This window comes from Coralliovum pocilloporae (assembly GCF_030845175.1).
GTDB lineage: Bacteria > Pseudomonadota > Alphaproteobacteria > Rhizobiales > Cohaesibacteraceae > Coralliovum > Coralliovum pocilloporae.
Map to the genome: position 1 here is coordinate 1374741 of NZ_CP132542.1, position 16122 is coordinate 1390862.

Genomic DNA, 16122 nt, shown 5'->3' on the forward strand with positions numbered 1-16122 from the left:
ATTACTAAATATGAACTGACCTCCAATCAGTTTGAGCGGGCCCTGAAAGCACCCCACCTTTTTCGGGGCCCGCACCAGACATCGAACATTATTTCAGGTGCACTAAAAAGGTGCCTTGTACTGGGAGCGAGATCCAATGCTGCGCACACTTGACACTGGAACGAAAAGAGACTCCAACATTGCGATTTCCAGGAACAGGGATCTCGGTAGAGAACTTGATTCTGTACGTGAAATCAGCGGGATGGATACGGCCTGGATCGGATTTCTGACCACGCTGAAAGGAGCCAATGGCGCCATGCTGGAATCCGGCAAAATTGCGCAGAGCGGCTTCTCCGGACCACTTTTCAAGCAGTATCTGTCAACTTTTGACGGTGCTTCAGGCCTGTCTTACGGAAATGATCCAATCTGCCGGGCCATGTTTAGCCAGACACTCCCCCTGTTCTGGGCGCTGGACGAAAAACAGCCAGCCCTCCTGTTTGAGGAGACCAGCCGGACGGAACAGGAACAGGCCCTTAAACGGGTGCAGCTTGGACAGAACTGGGGCGTAACAATCCCCGTTCACCTGCCAACACACGCCATGCTGCTGGTCACATTGAGCAGTTCAACAGTCAATCAGGACAGGGTCTTTCTTCAGGGTGCTCTCAGCGTCAGGCAGGGCGAACTTCTGATGCAGGCTCATAAGCTTGCGCAGATCTGTACGGAAAAGCTGACATGGGATCGTGTCACCACATCGAATGGCAAACGCATCCTCTCACCCCGTGAACGGGACTGCCTCTCTCTGGCGCGCCGTGGCCTGACAGCTGCAGGCATTGCGGAAGAGATCAATCTGCAGCCTGAAACCTGCCGCAGCTATCTCAAATCAGCCTATCGCAAGCTCGATGTTCAGAACCGGACAGAAGCCGTGATCAGAGCCATGGAGCTTGGTGAGATCTGATTACCAGACTATTTTACGGAATTCCTCGCTCACAAATCTCCAGAGGAAACGCGGAAGGGGCAGTCTTTACGGGCTGCCCCTTTCGCGTTCCAGTACGCCTTCTGGCAAACCCCTCATTCCAACTCTCGCAATCGTCTTAGCCTAATTGACAAGGCAATCTGTTCACTGTCGTCGACGAAAGTTGCATTGAAAGCCATAGACGCACTTGCCTGTTGTCAGCATAATCGCGACCTGAGTGGGCCGTTCGTCGCATAGTGCGAATATCAGGCTTTGGACGGGTTTCGGGCTTGGGACCCGAGTTGCGTTAGATCTGAGGGCTTTGGCCTGACACGGGAGGACCGGATGACAGACAACACTTATCCAGCGCCAGCCGCTATTGCGGCGAGCGCACATGCAGATAACGACACATATCTGGCCATGTATGAGCGGTCCGTAACTGATCCGGACGGGTTCTGGGGCGAGCATGGGAACCGACTGGACTGGATCAAGCCCTTCACCACCGTCAAAAACACGTCTTATGATCCACATAATGTATCGATCAAATGGTATGAAGACGGCACACTGAATGTCTGCGCCAACTGTGTTGACCGGCATCTTGAAACACGCGGCGACCAGACCGCTATTATCTGGGAAGGCGATTCGCCGGATGAAGATCTCCACATCACCTATCGGGAACTTCACGACAAGGTCTCACGGCTTGCCAACGTGATGAAGGCCCAGGGTGTCAGCAAGGGTGATCGTATCTGCATTTACATGCCAATGATTCCCGAAGCGGCCTATGCCATGCTGGCCAGCGCCCGAATCGGTGCTGTTCATTCCATCGTTTTCGGTGGCTTCTCCCCCGACAGTCTGGCCAATCGCGTACAGGATTCCGAGTGTAAACTCGTTATCACTGCCGATGAAGGCCTGCGCGGTGGCCGCAAGGTGCCGCTTAAAGCTAATGCCGACAAGGCGCTTGAAACGTGTCCGTCCGTCAGCTCGATGATCGTTGTCAAGCGCACCGGCGGCGACGTGAACTGGGAGAACGGTCGGGATATCTGGTATCATGAAGCGATTGAAGCAGCGTCACCGGATTGCCCGCCTGAAGAGATGAACGCTGAGGATCCGCTGTTCATTCTCTACACATCCGGCTCAACCGGAAAACCCAAGGGTGTTCTGCACACATCCGGCGGTTATCTGGTTTATGCCTCCATGACCCATCAGTATGTTTTTGATTACCATGACGGTGATGTGTACTGGTGTACCGCTGATGTGGGCTGGGTTACCGGACATTCCTATATCGTCTACGGACCATTGGCGAATGGCGCGACGACCCTGATGTTCGAGGGTGTGCCGAACTATCCGTCAGCAAGCCGCTTCTGGGATGTTGTCGACAAGCACAAGGTGAACATCTTCTATACAGCACCGACTGCTATCCGCGCCCTGATGGGAGCTGGCGATGAGCATGTCACCAGTTCATCCCGCGAAAGCCTTCGCATTCTCGGCTCGGTCGGTGAACCGATCAATCCGGAAGCCTGGGAATGGTATCACCGGGTTGTTGGCGACGAACGCTGCCCGATTGTGGATACATGGTGGCAGACCGAGACAGGCGGCATCATGATCACGCCTCTACCCGGCGCAACAGCTACGAAGCCTGGCTCCGCCACACGGCCATTCTTCGGCATTCAGCCGGCTCTGGTGGATGCTGAAGGCGGTATTCTTGATGGAGCAACCGAAGGCAATCTGGTGATCACGGACAGCTGGCCTGGTCAGATGCGCACGGTTTATGGAGATCACGAGCGTTTCGTGCAGACCTACTTCTCCACCTACAAGGGCATGTACTTCACCGGTGACGGCTGCCGTCGTGATGAAGACGGCTATTACTGGATCACCGGTCGCGTGGATGACGTTCTCAATGTTTCCGGCCACCGGATGGGAACAGCGGAAATCGAATCCTCACTGGTTGCTCACGAGAAAGTCTCCGAGGCAGCGGTGGTTGGTTATCCACATGACCTCAAGGGACAGGGCATCTATGTCTATGTCACCCTGATGGCCGGGGAAGAACCGTCAGACGAGTTGCTGAAAGAGCTCCGCACCTGGGTTCGTCAGGATATTGGTCCGATTGCATCTCCGGATCTGATCCAGTTTACTCCGGGCCTGCCGAAAACCCGGTCCGGCAAGATTATGCGCCGGATTCTGCGCAAGATCGCCGAGGATGACTTCTCCAATCTTGGCGACACATCCACGCTGGCAGACCCGTCCGTTGTGGATGAACTGATCGAAAACCGTCAGAACAGGCACGATTAATCGGCCCTGGACATTTTCAGACTGATGAAAGCCCGGATTTATCCGGGCTTTTGTCGTATTTATGCAGACCATCAGCATCTCTGTATCTCATAGTAAGTTCAATGTGATTCAACTGTGCCGGGGAGGCATGTTCTCTGATGGGGCGCCTGACGCTCGTACCGCTCTTTATGTCTGCCGGGCTTCTGCTGGGCGGCAATGGTCTGGTTGGAACACTGATTCCCATCCGGGCGGGTCTTGAAGGGTTCTCGACAACAAGTATCGGCTTCTTTGGATCGGCCTATTTCGTCGGCTTTGTTCTCGGTTGTCTGTTTGCCCCGCGTCTTGTCGCAAGAGTGGGACATATTCGCGCGTTTTCCACAGCGGCAGCGCTGGTTGCCTGTGGCGCACTGGTCCATGCAATGGTGGTCAATATTCCGGCCTGGATCATCATCAGAGGCGTGACCGGGTTCTGCTTCGCAAGCCTGTTTCTTGTGATGGAAAGCTGGCTCAATGAAAAAGCCAAAAACAGCGGTCGCGGCAAGACACTCAGCATCTACAGACTTGTGGACCTGGCCTGCGTCTCCGTCGGTCAGTATCTGTTGCTGATCGCGCCTCCAGGCGGGTTTGAGATTTTCAGTCTGATTGCCATTCTGTTTGCTGTCAGTCTGATTCCAATCTCCATAAGCCGCCAGCCATCCCCGGAAACGCCCAAAGTCCAGAAGATCGATCTGATCGGTGCATTCAGGCTGTCACCGCTTGCCGCTGTTGGCATTGTAACCATTGGCATGACCATGCCGTCATTCCGTATGGTCGGCCCGGCCTATGGTCAGTCCATCGGACTCACCACAGCAGAAATCGCCACCTTCATGACCGCCTCCATCATCGGCGGCGCTGTTCTGCAAATGCCTCTCGGTTGGGCATCTGACCGGTTCAGCAGGCGCATGATTCTCATTCTTGCGACCCTCGGCGCCGCATGCGCCGGGACCTTCATCACTCTGATGGGTGGAATGGGCACCGGATATATCATGGCTGGTGCCTTTCTGTTCGGCGCTTTTGGCCTGCCCCTCTACACCCTCTCCATTGCGCATGCCAACGACTTCGCCAAACCGGGTGATTTCGTCCGTCTTTCTGCAAGCCTGATGCTTTTGTTCAGCATTGGCGGCATTGCCGGACCGTTTGTCTCCGCTTCGTTGCTGGATCTGTTCGGGCCGATTTCGTTTTTCTGGTACACGTCCTGCCTGCATATGTTTTTCGTGATTTTCGGCCTCTATCGGCTGTCGCGGAACCGCGTCAAGCCAGCCGGACGAAAAACCGCCTATGTACCGGTCATGCGCACATCGCCAGCCATCTTCAATCTTGTTCCGAAACGGCAGCGGGATCGTCAGGTTCAGGCCGGAGAATCCGAGCACCAGGATGCCGATGGTGCCCGATAGGGCTTTGCAAGCTTGCGTGCCAGCATAATGTCAGAGAGAGACCGGCCATCCTGCAGATGAACATCTGCGAGAATCCGGCCGTGATATTTACCACCGGAAACAGCCGTCAACCTGACCGTCCGGTTCCTCAGCAACTGGTCAAGCGCAGCTCTTGATTTACGGGCAGCCTTGCGCTCGGACATACAGGATGCTTTCAACTCCGGCGCATCGATCCCTCTCAGGCGAACGCGGATCGTGACCGTCTGGCCAATCCAGATCCGGACCCGCGCCTCCACAGTGTCACCATCAAGAATGCGCAGAATATCCGCCTGATACGATCCAATCAGGCTTGATCGTGCTTCAGCTGTCCCGGACGAAAACAGGAAGCAGGGCAGAAGAGTGACAACGGCCAGAAGCCTGATGAGAGATGACAGGAGAACCATAAACAGAATCTTAGAGCGAATCTCTTAATATTACAACCTGAAGTTTATTCACTCTTCATCTGCCAGCTCCACACAGATGTTTTCCGGATGGCATGATCCTCAAGGCTGCGCGTTACCGCAACTTCATAAGACGCCTCTTTCCTGAGCCACTGGTAAGGGCAATAGCTTCGTTCCGGATCACCCACATAGATGGACATACCCCGATGCGCATGCTCTGAAAGCCAGGGCACCAGACTGTCGGTCATGGTCTGGTCGTAGAAGATGTCTCCAGCCAGAATCACATCAAACCTGGCAAGCGCTGTGCCGATCAGATTATCCGTGCTGATATCGCAATCAGCGCCATTGGTCTCGGTATTCAGCCGGATGGCATCAGCAGCAAAGGAATCTATATCATTCGCTGTCACATGCACGGCCCCTGACTTTGCCGCCGCAATGGCCACAAGTCCTGAACCTGACGCCAGATCAAGAACCGTCCTCCCCTGGACGAGATGCGGGTGATCAAGCACATAACGCGCCAGGGCCTGCCCACCCGCCCAGGCAAAAGCCCAGAACGGATCAGGCAGACCAAGCGCATCAAGCTCCTGCTCTCCAAGAGACCAGAGACGTGTTTCCTCATTAGCCAGCCAAAGCCTGATGTCGGGCGTCAGCGGCACCGGCATCAGCGCGGTATGATCCAGAATGAACTGGCGTCGATCCGTGATCACTCAGATCCCAGTCCACCCATCTGGCAGATCGTATGCCAGGCTTCTTCTGGAATAGGCATGACAGACAGACGGGACTGCTTGATGAGAGACAGATCCTGCAGGCTTTCGGTGGCCTTGATCTCGGCCAGGGTAACCGGACTGGGAACCGGCTTGACAGCCCGAACATCAACCATGCCGAACTTGCCTTTGGCGTCAGTAGGGTCTGGATAATATTCCTTCACCACTTCAACGATGCCAACAACCCGCGTTTCCTTGACCGAGTGGTAAAAGAAACCAAGATCGCCGACTTTCATCGCCTTCATGTTGTTGGCAGCCTGATAATTCCGGACGCCATCCCATTCAGCACCCTTGTCACCAGACGCCACCTGATCATCCCAGGACCAGGTGTTCGGCTCGGATTTGAACAGCCAATATGCCATCACCAAAGCTCCTACTGGTTGTCAACCGCCCACTTCCATGACCGGATGGTCACATCCTGGAAGAGATCGGCCTTGGCATAGGGATCTTCAGCCAGCATTGCCTCAACGGCTTCCCGGCTGTCCGCTTCCACAATCAGCAGGGAGCCGATCATGTTGTCACCTTCAAGAAGCGGACCGGCAATCTTAACCTTGACAGCATTGTCCGCCAGAAAAGCCAGATGCGCATCCCGGTTGGCCTTGCGAACATCCAGTGCGCCATCCTTATCGAGGGCTGTGACAACAAAATGCATTCTGAGATCTCCCATAGATATGTTTGCGGGCAAGGTAAGACCTGTCCCGCCTCTTTTCCAGTCCGTTTCGATCAGTCCGGTCTGATTTCCGTCATAAGCGGTCGCGTCATCAGATTGCGAATGGCGGTTTCCAGATCAAGACCACCTTCAATAATGGCAGCGACGGCAGCTGTAATAGGCGCATCCACACCGCAATCGCGCGCCAGAGCAGCGGCAACAGACGCTGTAACCGCCCCTTCCACGAGCTTTGATCCCGGCCTGGCCAGCTCTTGCGGGGGTTGTCCCTGCCCCAGCGCATAGCCGTAGGTGTAGTTACGCGATTGCGGGGTAGAACATGTGAGAATCAGATCACCAAGTCCCGATAATCCACCGAGCGTTTCCGCCTTGGCCCCATTGGCAACAGCCAATCGGCTCAGTTCGGCAAAGCCACGGGTCACAAGAGCCGCCTTGGCGCTGGCCCCCAGAGCGCGACCGTCAACCATGCCAGCGGCAATCGCCATCACATTCTTCAGCGCCCCGCCCAGTTGCACGCCAACGAGGTCATCTGACGCATAGGGCCGCAGGGCTGGTCCTTTCAGCGCCTCACAGAGGCTGCTCGCCAGCGAAAGATCATCCGCGGCAATGGTCACCGCTGTCGGCAGACCGGATGCAACATCTGAGGCAAAACTCGGGCCGGACAAAACCGCAGGCACCAGATCCGGCGCTTCTTCCAGAAACACATCGGAAACCCGCTTCTGACTTCCTGTCTCAAGGCCCTTGGCAGCGAGAACAACCGGTGTTCCGGCTCCCAGAACAGGAGCAATCGCCGCAGCCATACTGCGGGTAGACTGCGTTGGTGTCACCAAAAGCACCGCATCACAGCCCACCAGACCCTCAAGAGCCTTGCACGTTGTCAGCACTTCAGGCCACTGCACATCCCCGAGATAACGCTGATTGGTCCGGGATTGGCTGATTTCATCAAGGATATCCGCGTCTCGCCCCCAGAGCGTGACAGATCGCCCCGCCCTCCGGGCCGCCAGTGCCAGCGCCGTCCCATAGGCCCCCGCTCCAATGACACCGATATGATTGAAATCCTTCATCATCATTTCCCTGCTGCCTCAGACCTTGGTACCTGCGCGACCATGACCGATTTTTGCCGGAGCCCGTTCGTCAAGCGGCCAGCGGGACCGGGGTGCCATATCAAGCGCATCAGACTGACCGCGCGCCAGACGCTCGGCACCGGCCCAGGCAATCATCACACCATTATCCGTACACAGACTGGCAGGCGGAACCACAAGCCGGGCATTGTGCTCACCGGTTTCCCTGTCAAGCACCTGCCTAATCTGTTGATTGGCCGCCACACCACCGGCAACCACCAGCGCTGGTTTCTCAATATCAGGAAAGCGGTCCCTGAACCGCTCAAGCGCATGGCCAATCCTGTTGGCAAGGATCAGGGTAACCGTATCCTGAAAGCTGGCGCAGATATCGGCCACATCCTGATCAGACAAGGGCGCCAGGTCCTCAGCCGCATAGCGCACGGCTGTCTTGAGGCCAGAGAACGAGAAATCCAGCCCAGCCTGCTTCAACAGCGGTTTGGGAAACTCAAACCGGTCTGGATTGCCAGCCTCGGCCTGCTTCTCGACCGCCGGGCCGCCCGGATAGTCAAGGCTCAGAAGCTTAGCCGTCTTGTCAAAAGCCTCCCCCAGCGCATCATCAATCGTGGTGCCCCAACGCTCATAAGACCCCACGCCTGTAACAAGCTGGATCTGCGTATGGCCGCCGGAGACAAGCAGCAGCAGATAGGGGAAAGATAGTCCATCCGTCAGACGGGCCGTCAACGCATGGCCTTCCAGATGATTGATCGCCAGAAACGGCTTGTCTGCGGCCTGGGCAAGGGCCTTTGCCGTCATCATGCCGACAATCACACCACCAATCAGGCCAGGGCCAGCGGTCGCCGCAATCCCGTCCACCTCATCAAGGCTGCACCCGGCATCATCGAGAGCTGCACGGATGATATCATCCAGTGCCTCCACATGGGCACGCGCGGCAATTTCCGGCACGACGCCTCCAAAAGCCGCATGTTCCTCTGTCTGACTGAGAACCACATTGGACAGGATAGCGCCATCGGTTTCCCCATCCCGTCGCACGACAGCAGCAGCTGTTTCATCACAGCTTGTTTCAATACCAAGAACAATCATGAGCCCTGTCGATCTTCCGGGATGTTTTTTCACTCGATATGGCATATATCAAAGCCATGCTATCTTTGCCAAAGTAAGTTTTCCGCAAAATAGTGGTTCATCCTGTATAGGGTATCTCAGGCGTGCAGACATCTTCCAGCGACACTTCACTCATCCGTATCGGCACACGCGGCAGCGCTCTGGCGCTGGCCCAGGCTCATGAAACCCGCAAAAGACTGATGGCAGCCCATGATCTGCCGGAAAGCGCTTTTGACATTGTTGTCATCAAGACAACGGGAGACATGATACTGGATCGCCCTCTTTCCGAGATTGGCGGCAAAGGCCTGTTCACCAAGGAGATTGAAGAAGCCCTTTATGACGGACGCATTGATCTGGCTGTCCATTCATCCAAGGATATGCCGACTGTCCTGCCGGACGGGCTGGCGATCACCGCCTTCCTGCCACGGGAAGATGTGCGGGATGCCTTCATTTCCGACAAATGGTCGAGCCTTGAAGATCTTCCGGAAGGCGCAGTTGTCGGCACAGCATCTCTCCGCCGTCAGGCTCTGGTGAAACGTCTTCGGCCTGATCTGGAAGTCATTACCTTCCGCGGCAATGTACAGACCCGCATGGAAAAACTGCGCCGTGGCGATGTGGCAGCAACTCTTCTGGCCAATGCAGGCCTCCGCCGTCTCGGCATGGAGGAAGAGATCACCGACCTGCTCGATGAGGACAGTTTCCCGCCAGCAATCGGCCAGGGTGCCATCTGCATCGAATCCCGCGAGAATGATGAGCGTATCCTGTCCCTGCTCGCACCTATTCACCATCCGGAAACCGCGCATGCCCTCATTATGGAGCGGGCATTCCTCAGAACACTGGATGGCTCCTGCAGAACACCGATCGCCGGACGCGCCATCGTTGAAGGAGACACAATCACCTTCCGTGGCATAATTCTGACACCGGATGGCCGGGAAGTTCTGGAAACCACCAGACGCGGCCCGGTCTCGGATGCTGAAACCATGGGTCGCGATGCCGGTGAGGAACTGAAAGCCCAGGCCGGTCCGGAGTTCATGGCCGAAGTTCTCGGACATGGATAATCTCTGAATGACGGTTCTCATCACCCGTCCAGAACCCGGCGCAACGCAAACAGCCAGTCGGTTGCGTGCCCTGGGCTTTGATGTGATGCTCGAGCCGCTGTTCCGAATTGTCTTTGAAACTCCGACCACAAGACCAATCGATGATTACGCGGCTGTCCTGTTCACCAGCCGGAACGGGGTCGATGGTCTGTCGAGACTCTATGCTCCCTCCACACTGTCGCGTCTCACGGCCTTCGCTGTTGGTGATAGAACGGCCGAAACCGCCCGTCAGGCCGGATTTGACACCTGTCACAGTGCCTCCGGAACAGCGCATGATCTGCATGACCTGATCGTCAGTTCCATAAAAGACAGCGAAAAACCCCTGCTCTATGCAGCCGGGCGGGACCGTACCGGAGATATCGAACAGCGCCTGAAGGCCTCAGGCCTGGAGGTGGACCTGGCCGAGTTCTATCGAACGGAACCCAGTCCGGCATTGGCACCTGCAACCATCACCGCCCTGACCCAGGGAAGGATTGATTCCGTGCTGCTTTACTCACGTCGCACAGCAGAGCAATTCTTCAGACTGGCGGAGCAGGCAGACATCTACGATGGTTTGGGGAGTGTCAACTTCCTGTGTCTTTCAGAGACGATCTGTGACTATGTGAAGGGAAAAGGGCACTTTTCCTGCCGGATAGCGGCCAATCCTGATGAGACAAGCCTGCTAAGTTTGCTGGATTAGCATTCCCGTCACATTTGCTTAATATGCATTTATGGATTTGATGACGAAATGCCATATGGAAGCACAACACCACTTCCTATATGCATGAGTTGAAGACAAGCTACAGGGTTACAAAGCCCTGACGAGAGTAGAGGATGGCAATGGCCGACGCCAAAGATCCGAAGAAAACCGCAGACACCGTACAGGGTCAGTCCGAGAAGGTGAAGTCTGAGAAGGCAAAGTCAGGACAGGCGACCTCAGGCCAGACCACATCAAGTCAGGCCAAATCCAAGCCGCTGACAATTGATTTGCCAGCTAAGGATGTGAAAGAGGTCAAGGCTGAAGGACCTTCGGATCAGGACAAGGCCCCAGACAAGGCCTCGGACAAAACCTCGGACAAAGCCGCTCCGTCATCCTCGGCAAAGACAGACCCATCTTCGGAAAAGGCAAAGCCGGAGGCATCTCAGAAAACACCGGCTGACCCTGCAGAGAAGAAACCATCACAGCCTGCCTCATCGACAGCGGACCCGCAGAAGGCAAAGCCAGCAGAAGGCAGCAAGACAAAACCGGCAGCCACCACGCCCAGGACATCAACGCCCAATCTGGGCAAGAGCGATCCCAAACGGGCGGGCTCAACCACCACGTCAGCCAGAAAAGACAGCGCACCTGTTTCAGAAACCCGTCAGCGCGCAGGCGGTTCTTCCTTTGGAAGTCTGCTCATAGCAGCGCTTATTGGCGGCGGTTTGACGCTTGGCGGCAATTATGCCCTTCAACAGCAGGGCTTTCTCTCCGCGACAGGCAGTCAGGCGTCACTCCCACAGGATCTGGAAACCCGCCTCGCCGCTCTGGAAGGCCGCCCGGCCGGTGTGACACCTGCAGACATCAGTGGTCTGTCCGCCAGTCTTGAAAGCGCCTTGCCTAAACTGGACGCACTTGAGGCACGGGTAGCAGAAATGGACCCAGCCGCCCGTCTTGATGCACTGGAAACCCGCGTCGCAGCAGCAAGCGCTGATCTTGATGCCATTACATCCGCCGTCTCATCCGGTGGAGCAGGTCCGGATGCAGCCCTTGAAACGCTCAGCAGCAGCATTGAGGAGCAATCAAAGGCTTTGGACAGTCTGACCGTGCGGCTTGATGCCCTGTCTGTCACACAAACAGATGCACCGGACAACACGGAAGCTCTGGCAGCGGTCAATCAGCAGATTGCCACACTGGCCGCAGATTTGAGCCAGCTCGCTTCTGATCTGCAGGCACGCGCGTCATCTGACGACGTAACCGCTCTGGACGAACGTTTGACCGCTGTTGCAGCAGCCTCATCCAGCGCCGAAATCGCGGCTCTTGTTCGCCGGATGAACGGATTGGCCGGACTGGCCCTTGTCAGCCGCCTGCAGAATGACATGGCACACGGCAAAGCGCTCTCAGACCTTCTGGCTCTGAGTAAATCCTATCTCACTGAAGAGGAAGCGACCGTTCTTGCATCCGGTGCCGCAGATGGCTTTGCAACATCAAAGGCCCTGTCTGATGCTTTCGCGCCGGTCCGCAAATCGATAGAAGCACAATTGAACCGTGCTGATCCGGATGCCGGTCTGGTAGACAAGTTGCTTGCCAATGCAGGCTCTCTGGTTACCGTGCGCCCTGCTGGCACCCCTGACGGGACAAGCCCTGAGGAAGTGCTGTCACGCATTGCCGGTCATCTGGATGCTGGAGATATCGAGGCAGCAGAAGCAAGCTGGGCGGATCTGCCATCCGATATTCGCGACAAAAATCCGGATTTCGGTGCCCGGCTGTCAGACGTTGCCCGCGCCCGCTCCGCGCTGAATACAGCACATACACGAGCCATTCAGGCTCTTTCCGTTTCAAATGCCGAATAGAAAGGCCGGTCGATGATCCGTATTCTGATATTCATCGCCCTCATCTTTGCCTTGTCGATGGGATATGCATGGCTGGCCGACAGGCCTGGCACCGTCATCATCAACTGGCTCGACACAGAGATTGAACTCTCCGTTCTGGTGGGCATTAACGTGCTGATGGCCATTCTGGTGGCCGGAATCATCACATGGGGCATCATTCGCGGTATTTTCCGCACACCGGACGCGGTTCGCGGCTTCTTTCAGGCCCGTAGACGCGACAAGGGCTATGAAGCGCTCTCCCGCGGGTTCATTGCAGTGGGAGCCGGTGATCGTGCTCTGGCCCTGAAAGCCTCAAAGACCAGCCGGAAATTTCTGCCAGACGATTCCATGACCCTGATGCTTGAGGCACAAAGTGCCCAGCTGTCTGATGATTCAGATTCAGCCCGTGCTGCATTCGAGGCCATGCTGGAGCGTCCGGAAACGCGTCTGCTGGGTCTTCGTGGTCTGTTCATGGAAGCGCAAAGACATGGCGAAGCCGAGGCTGCCCGGCATTTTGCTGAAGAAGCGGTCAAGGCCGCGCCTGCTATTGCATGGGCGGGCAAGGCACTAATGGGTCATCAGATTACGGATGGCGACTGGTCCGGTGCATTGCAAACCCTCACGGGTCAGGGCAATGCCAAGCATATCGACAAGAAGACCCTCCGCAGACAGCGAGCCGTTCTTCTGACTGCACAGGGCCTGGAACTTGAGGCAGGTGAGCCGGAAAAAGCCAGGGCTCTGGCACTTGAAGCCCACCGCCTCGCATCAGACCTGGTACCAGCCGCAGCTCTGGCCGGTCGCGTTCTCGGACGTCTGGGTGATCCCCGCAAGGCGGCCAAGATTATCGAAACCACCTGGAAGAAAGCGCCTCATCCGGACCTGCTGGACGCTTATGAGAAAACCAAACCTGGCGAAAGCGGGCGCGAGCGCCTGCGTCGTGTCAGACATCTGGTGAAAACCAATCCTGATGACCGGGAAAGCCGCTTGGCAATCATCGGTGCACAGATGGTCGCTCAGAACTGGTCTGAAGCGCGCGCGCTTCTCGGCAAGACCCTGATGGAAGCGCCAACCCGGCAGGCTTGTGAGTTAATGGCACGCCTGGAACAGGATGAAAGCGGCAATGATGGTCGCGTGCGGGAATGGCTGTCCCGAGCCCTCAAGGCTCCGCGCGACAAGACATGGATTGCAGATGGTGTTGAATCCGAACAATGGGCACCCGTATCTCCTGTAACAGGTGCATTGGACGCATTCGAATGGAAGGCACCACTCGAAGCACTATCCGCTGATGATGGCCTGATAATCGATGAGGCTATGCTCACCGCGCCAAAGCCTGCAGCTGAACCCGCTATGACAGCTCCCGAAACGGCGACGGCAGAAGAGACAGTGGCAGATGCGGAGATCATCGAAGACAACAAACCCTCTGAAGAGATAACACTGTCAGCAGAACCCACTGAACCGGTCACATCACCATCATCCGAGGCAAGCACAAGCGAACCGGCTGAAGAGACCGATGCCAAACCGGAAGAAGCGGGCAAGGCAGAAGACGACACAAGCGCTGAGGCCACGGCAGCCGATGAGCCGGATGAACCTCAACCGGTTGAGTTCCCGCTGCCTCACGCCCCTGATGATCCGGGCCCTGCCCCGTCAGGAGATGATGAACCAAAACGGGCGCGGCTGTTCTGACAAAGAGCTCAGCCGCACACGGATGAGCCGCTGTAGAGAAGTGGGAGAAATCCGTTTTACACCCTTGCCAAAACGGGCGCATCAGAGTATCAAGCGCCCGTTCCCTGTGAGTTTTCCCAACTGACAGGATACCGGTTAGCCGCAATAGCTCAGTTGGTAGAGCATCGCATTCGTAATGCGGGGGTCGGGGGTTCGAGTCCCTCTTGCGGCACCACTCTTTACCAGTCATGTAAGAGCTGCACCGCAGGTTCAATCTGCAGTGCTTTCGCGAGTGACCGTTGCAGCAGGCTACAACTTTTGAATTTCGCAGACCCAGCAGTGATCCGGAAAGACTGGTCGCTAGACAAACAGGTCAACCTTCTCGAACTTCGTTACGTCAACAAGCCCAAGGTCGGAAATTCTGATTTCTGGGATAACAACCAAAGCAAGCAACGAATGCTGCATATAAGCATTGTTGAGCTTACAGCCGCAGTTCTCCATCGCCGCAACCATTGATGCTGCCTTGTTGGCAACGACTTCGGCGCGCTCGTCCGACATCAGTCCAGCAATGGCCAATTCCACAGTCGCCAGTTCCTGACCTTGCGAAAACACCGTGATACCACCTCCCACTTTACCCAGGTGGTTTGCTGCAGCTGCCATGTCCTCTTTCGAAGTGCCGACGACAATCATGTGGTGGCTGTCATGCGCTACAGTCGAGGCGATTGCGCAGGGTGTGTCATAGCCAAAGCCAGAGACGAACCCGTTCACCACACCACCGGTCCCGCGATGACGTTCAACGAGGGCGATCTGGCAAATATCTCTGTCATTGTCCATTTGCACCAGACCATCCTTGACCGGAAGACTCGCCTCAAGCGCACGGGTCGGCGCCTGGTTCTCGATTACACCGATCACGCGTGCTGTTACTTCTGCGGCACCTTCAGGGGCGTAGATATTAAAGTCGTCTGCCGACAATTTCTTGCCGAGGTTAACCGTACCCTTTGCGAAGTCCGGGTAGTTCGCTTCAGGGATATCAGCGGTCAAAACGCCGTTTTCCGCCAGCACCTCCCCCTGTGCCATGACCATTTCAACCGGCAGTGTTGGCAGATCGGAGGTAAGAATGATATCTGCCCGACGGCCCGGCGCGATTGAACCAACATCCCGCTCCATACCGAAATGCTGTGCGGTATTGAGTGTTGCCATCTGAATAGCCGTCACTGGCTTGACACCTTGGGCAATCGCATGGCGTACCACTCTGTTCATGTGCCCTTCGTGAACAAGGGTACCGGAATGACTGTCGTCAGTGCAGAGTATGAAGTTGCGCGGATCGAGCCCGTCCTCTGTGACTGCCTTGATCTGCTCGGCTACATCATACCAGGCCGACCCCAAACGCAGCATGGCCCGCATACCCTGCCGGATACGTGCAATCGGATCTTCCTTACGCGTTCCTTCATGGTCGTCTGCGGGGCCACCGGCCACGTATCCGTGAAACATCAGCCCAAGGTCGGGGGAGGCATAATGGCCACCCACGGTTTTTCCTGCCAGTTGCGTTGCTCCGATCTCGCCAATCATTTTGGGATCATTCATGGCGACACCCGGAAAATTCATCATCTCACCCAGCCCGCAGGTTTGCGGCCAGGTCAGAGCTTCGGTCACATCCTCAACACTGAATTCAGCTCCTGCATTTTCAAGACCCGGAGCAGATGGCACACAGGAGGGAACCTGCACCTGCACATTGATCGGCAGGCTGGCGGCATCATCATGCATCAGCCGCACGCCTGGAAGCCCAAGCACATTGGCAATCTCGTGCGGATCAATGAACATCGAAGTCGTGCCATGTGGAATGACTGCACGGGCAAATTCCGTGACGGTGACCATGCCACTTTCAACATGCATGTGCGCATCACAGAGACCGGGCACCATATAGCGTCCATTGGCCTCGATTACCCTGGTCTGATCACCAACTGTATGTCCGGCATCCGGCCCGACATAAGCGATCCGACCCATCGTGATGGCAATGTCCGTATCTGGAATAATCTCTCCAGAATAGACATTGACCCATTTGCCACCGCGGATAACGCTATCTGCCGATGTCCGACCCATGGCAACATCAATAAGGCGGGGTGCAGCTTCGGTCCAGGTAGGAACAGGCATGGG

Annotated in this window: 14 protein-coding genes and 1 tRNA gene; 8 read left to right on the forward strand and 7 right to left on the reverse strand. The window is 56.2% G+C overall.

Features of this window, described 5'->3' with window-relative positions; translation table 11 throughout:
• Window positions 1-136 precede the first annotated feature (136 nt).
• From RA157_RS06415 to RA157_RS06425, 3 genes are all read left to right on the forward strand, one after another.
• The gene (locus RA157_RS06415) at window positions 137-934 is read left to right on the forward strand and encodes a response regulator transcription factor (RefSeq protein ID WP_350335641.1); all 798 of its coding nucleotides are present in this window, start codon (window positions 137-139) and stop codon (window positions 932-934) included.
• 342 nt (window positions 935-1276) lie between these two features.
• Window positions 1277-3220, forward strand: a complete 1944-nt coding sequence (acs, locus tag RA157_RS06420) for an acetate--CoA ligase (protein ID WP_350335642.1) — start codon at window positions 1277-1279, stop codon at window positions 3218-3220.
• Between the two features lie 137 nt (window positions 3221-3357).
• Complete coding sequence (locus RA157_RS06425; RefSeq protein ID WP_350335643.1) at window positions 3358-4632, forward strand: MFS transporter; 1275 nt, start codon at window positions 3358-3360, stop codon at window positions 4630-4632.
• Here RA157_RS06425 and RA157_RS06430 read toward each other — a convergent pair.
• From RA157_RS06430 to tsaD, 6 genes are all read right to left on the reverse strand, one after another.
• Window positions 4587-5054: a thermonuclease family protein gene (locus RA157_RS06430; RefSeq protein WP_350335644.1), complete on the reverse strand. Its 468-nt coding sequence runs from the start codon at window positions 5052-5054 to the stop codon at window positions 4587-4589. The two genes, RA157_RS06425 and RA157_RS06430, sit on opposite strands and share 46 nt — an antisense overlap.
• Window positions 5055-5098: 44 nt before the next feature.
• Window positions 5099-5713: a class I SAM-dependent methyltransferase gene (locus RA157_RS06435; protein WP_434058491.1), complete on the reverse strand. Its 615-nt coding sequence runs from the start codon at window positions 5711-5713 to the stop codon at window positions 5099-5101.
• Between the two features lie 41 nt (window positions 5714-5754).
• Window positions 5755-6177 (reverse strand): EVE domain-containing protein, encoded by a 423-nt coding sequence (locus RA157_RS06440; RefSeq protein WP_350335646.1) that lies wholly within the window; start codon window positions 6175-6177, stop codon window positions 5755-5757.
• 11 nt (window positions 6178-6188) lie between these two features.
• Window positions 6189-6467: a YciI family protein gene (locus RA157_RS06445; RefSeq protein ID WP_350335647.1), complete on the reverse strand. Its 279-nt coding sequence runs from the start codon at window positions 6465-6467 to the stop codon at window positions 6189-6191.
• 71 nt (window positions 6468-6538) lie between these two features.
• Window positions 6539-7549 carry an NAD(P)H-dependent glycerol-3-phosphate dehydrogenase gene (locus RA157_RS06450; RefSeq protein ID WP_434058492.1) on the reverse strand — a complete coding sequence of 337 codons (1011 nt, stop codon included), beginning with the start codon at window positions 7547-7549 and terminating at the stop codon, window positions 6539-6541.
• A 15-nt stretch (window positions 7550-7564) separates the two neighbouring features.
• Window positions 7565-8644 carry a tRNA (adenosine(37)-N6)-threonylcarbamoyltransferase complex transferase subunit TsaD gene (gene tsaD / locus RA157_RS06455; RefSeq protein ID WP_350335648.1) on the reverse strand — a complete coding sequence of 360 codons (1080 nt, stop codon included), beginning with the start codon at window positions 8642-8644 and terminating at the stop codon, window positions 7565-7567.
• 122 nt (window positions 8645-8766) lie between these two features.
• Between tsaD and hemC the strand changes: the two genes are divergently transcribed.
• The 5 genes from hemC (at window position 8767) to RA157_RS06480 (ending at window position 14203) form a co-directional block, all read left to right on the forward strand.
• Window positions 8767-9720, forward strand: a complete 954-nt coding sequence (gene hemC, locus RA157_RS06460) for a hydroxymethylbilane synthase (protein ID WP_350335649.1) — start codon at window positions 8767-8769, stop codon at window positions 9718-9720.
• A 7-nt stretch (window positions 9721-9727) separates the two neighbouring features.
• A complete protein-coding gene (locus RA157_RS06465; protein ID WP_350335650.1) occupies window positions 9728-10438 on the forward strand; it encodes a uroporphyrinogen-III synthase in 711 nt (236 codons plus the stop codon).
• 140 nt (window positions 10439-10578) lie between these two features.
• Window positions 10579-12288, forward strand: a complete 1710-nt coding sequence (locus tag RA157_RS06470; protein ID WP_350335651.1) for a hypothetical protein — start codon at window positions 10579-10581, stop codon at window positions 12286-12288.
• Between the two features lie 12 nt (window positions 12289-12300).
• Entirely contained in the window at window positions 12301-13989 is a 1689-nt protein-coding gene (locus RA157_RS06475; RefSeq protein ID WP_350335652.1) for a heme biosynthesis protein HemY, read from the forward strand.
• Window positions 13990-14127: 138 nt separating this feature from the next.
• Window positions 14128-14203, forward strand: a tRNA-Thr gene (locus RA157_RS06480).
• A gap of 125 nt (window positions 14204-14328) precedes the next feature.
• On the opposite strand, the gene ade is transcribed toward RA157_RS06480, so the two are convergent.
• The gene (gene ade / locus RA157_RS06485; protein WP_350335653.1) at window positions 14329-16119 is read right to left on the reverse strand and encodes an adenine deaminase; all 1791 of its coding nucleotides are present in this window, start codon (window positions 16117-16119) and stop codon (window positions 14329-14331) included.
• Window positions 16120-16122: the final 3 nt, after the last annotated feature.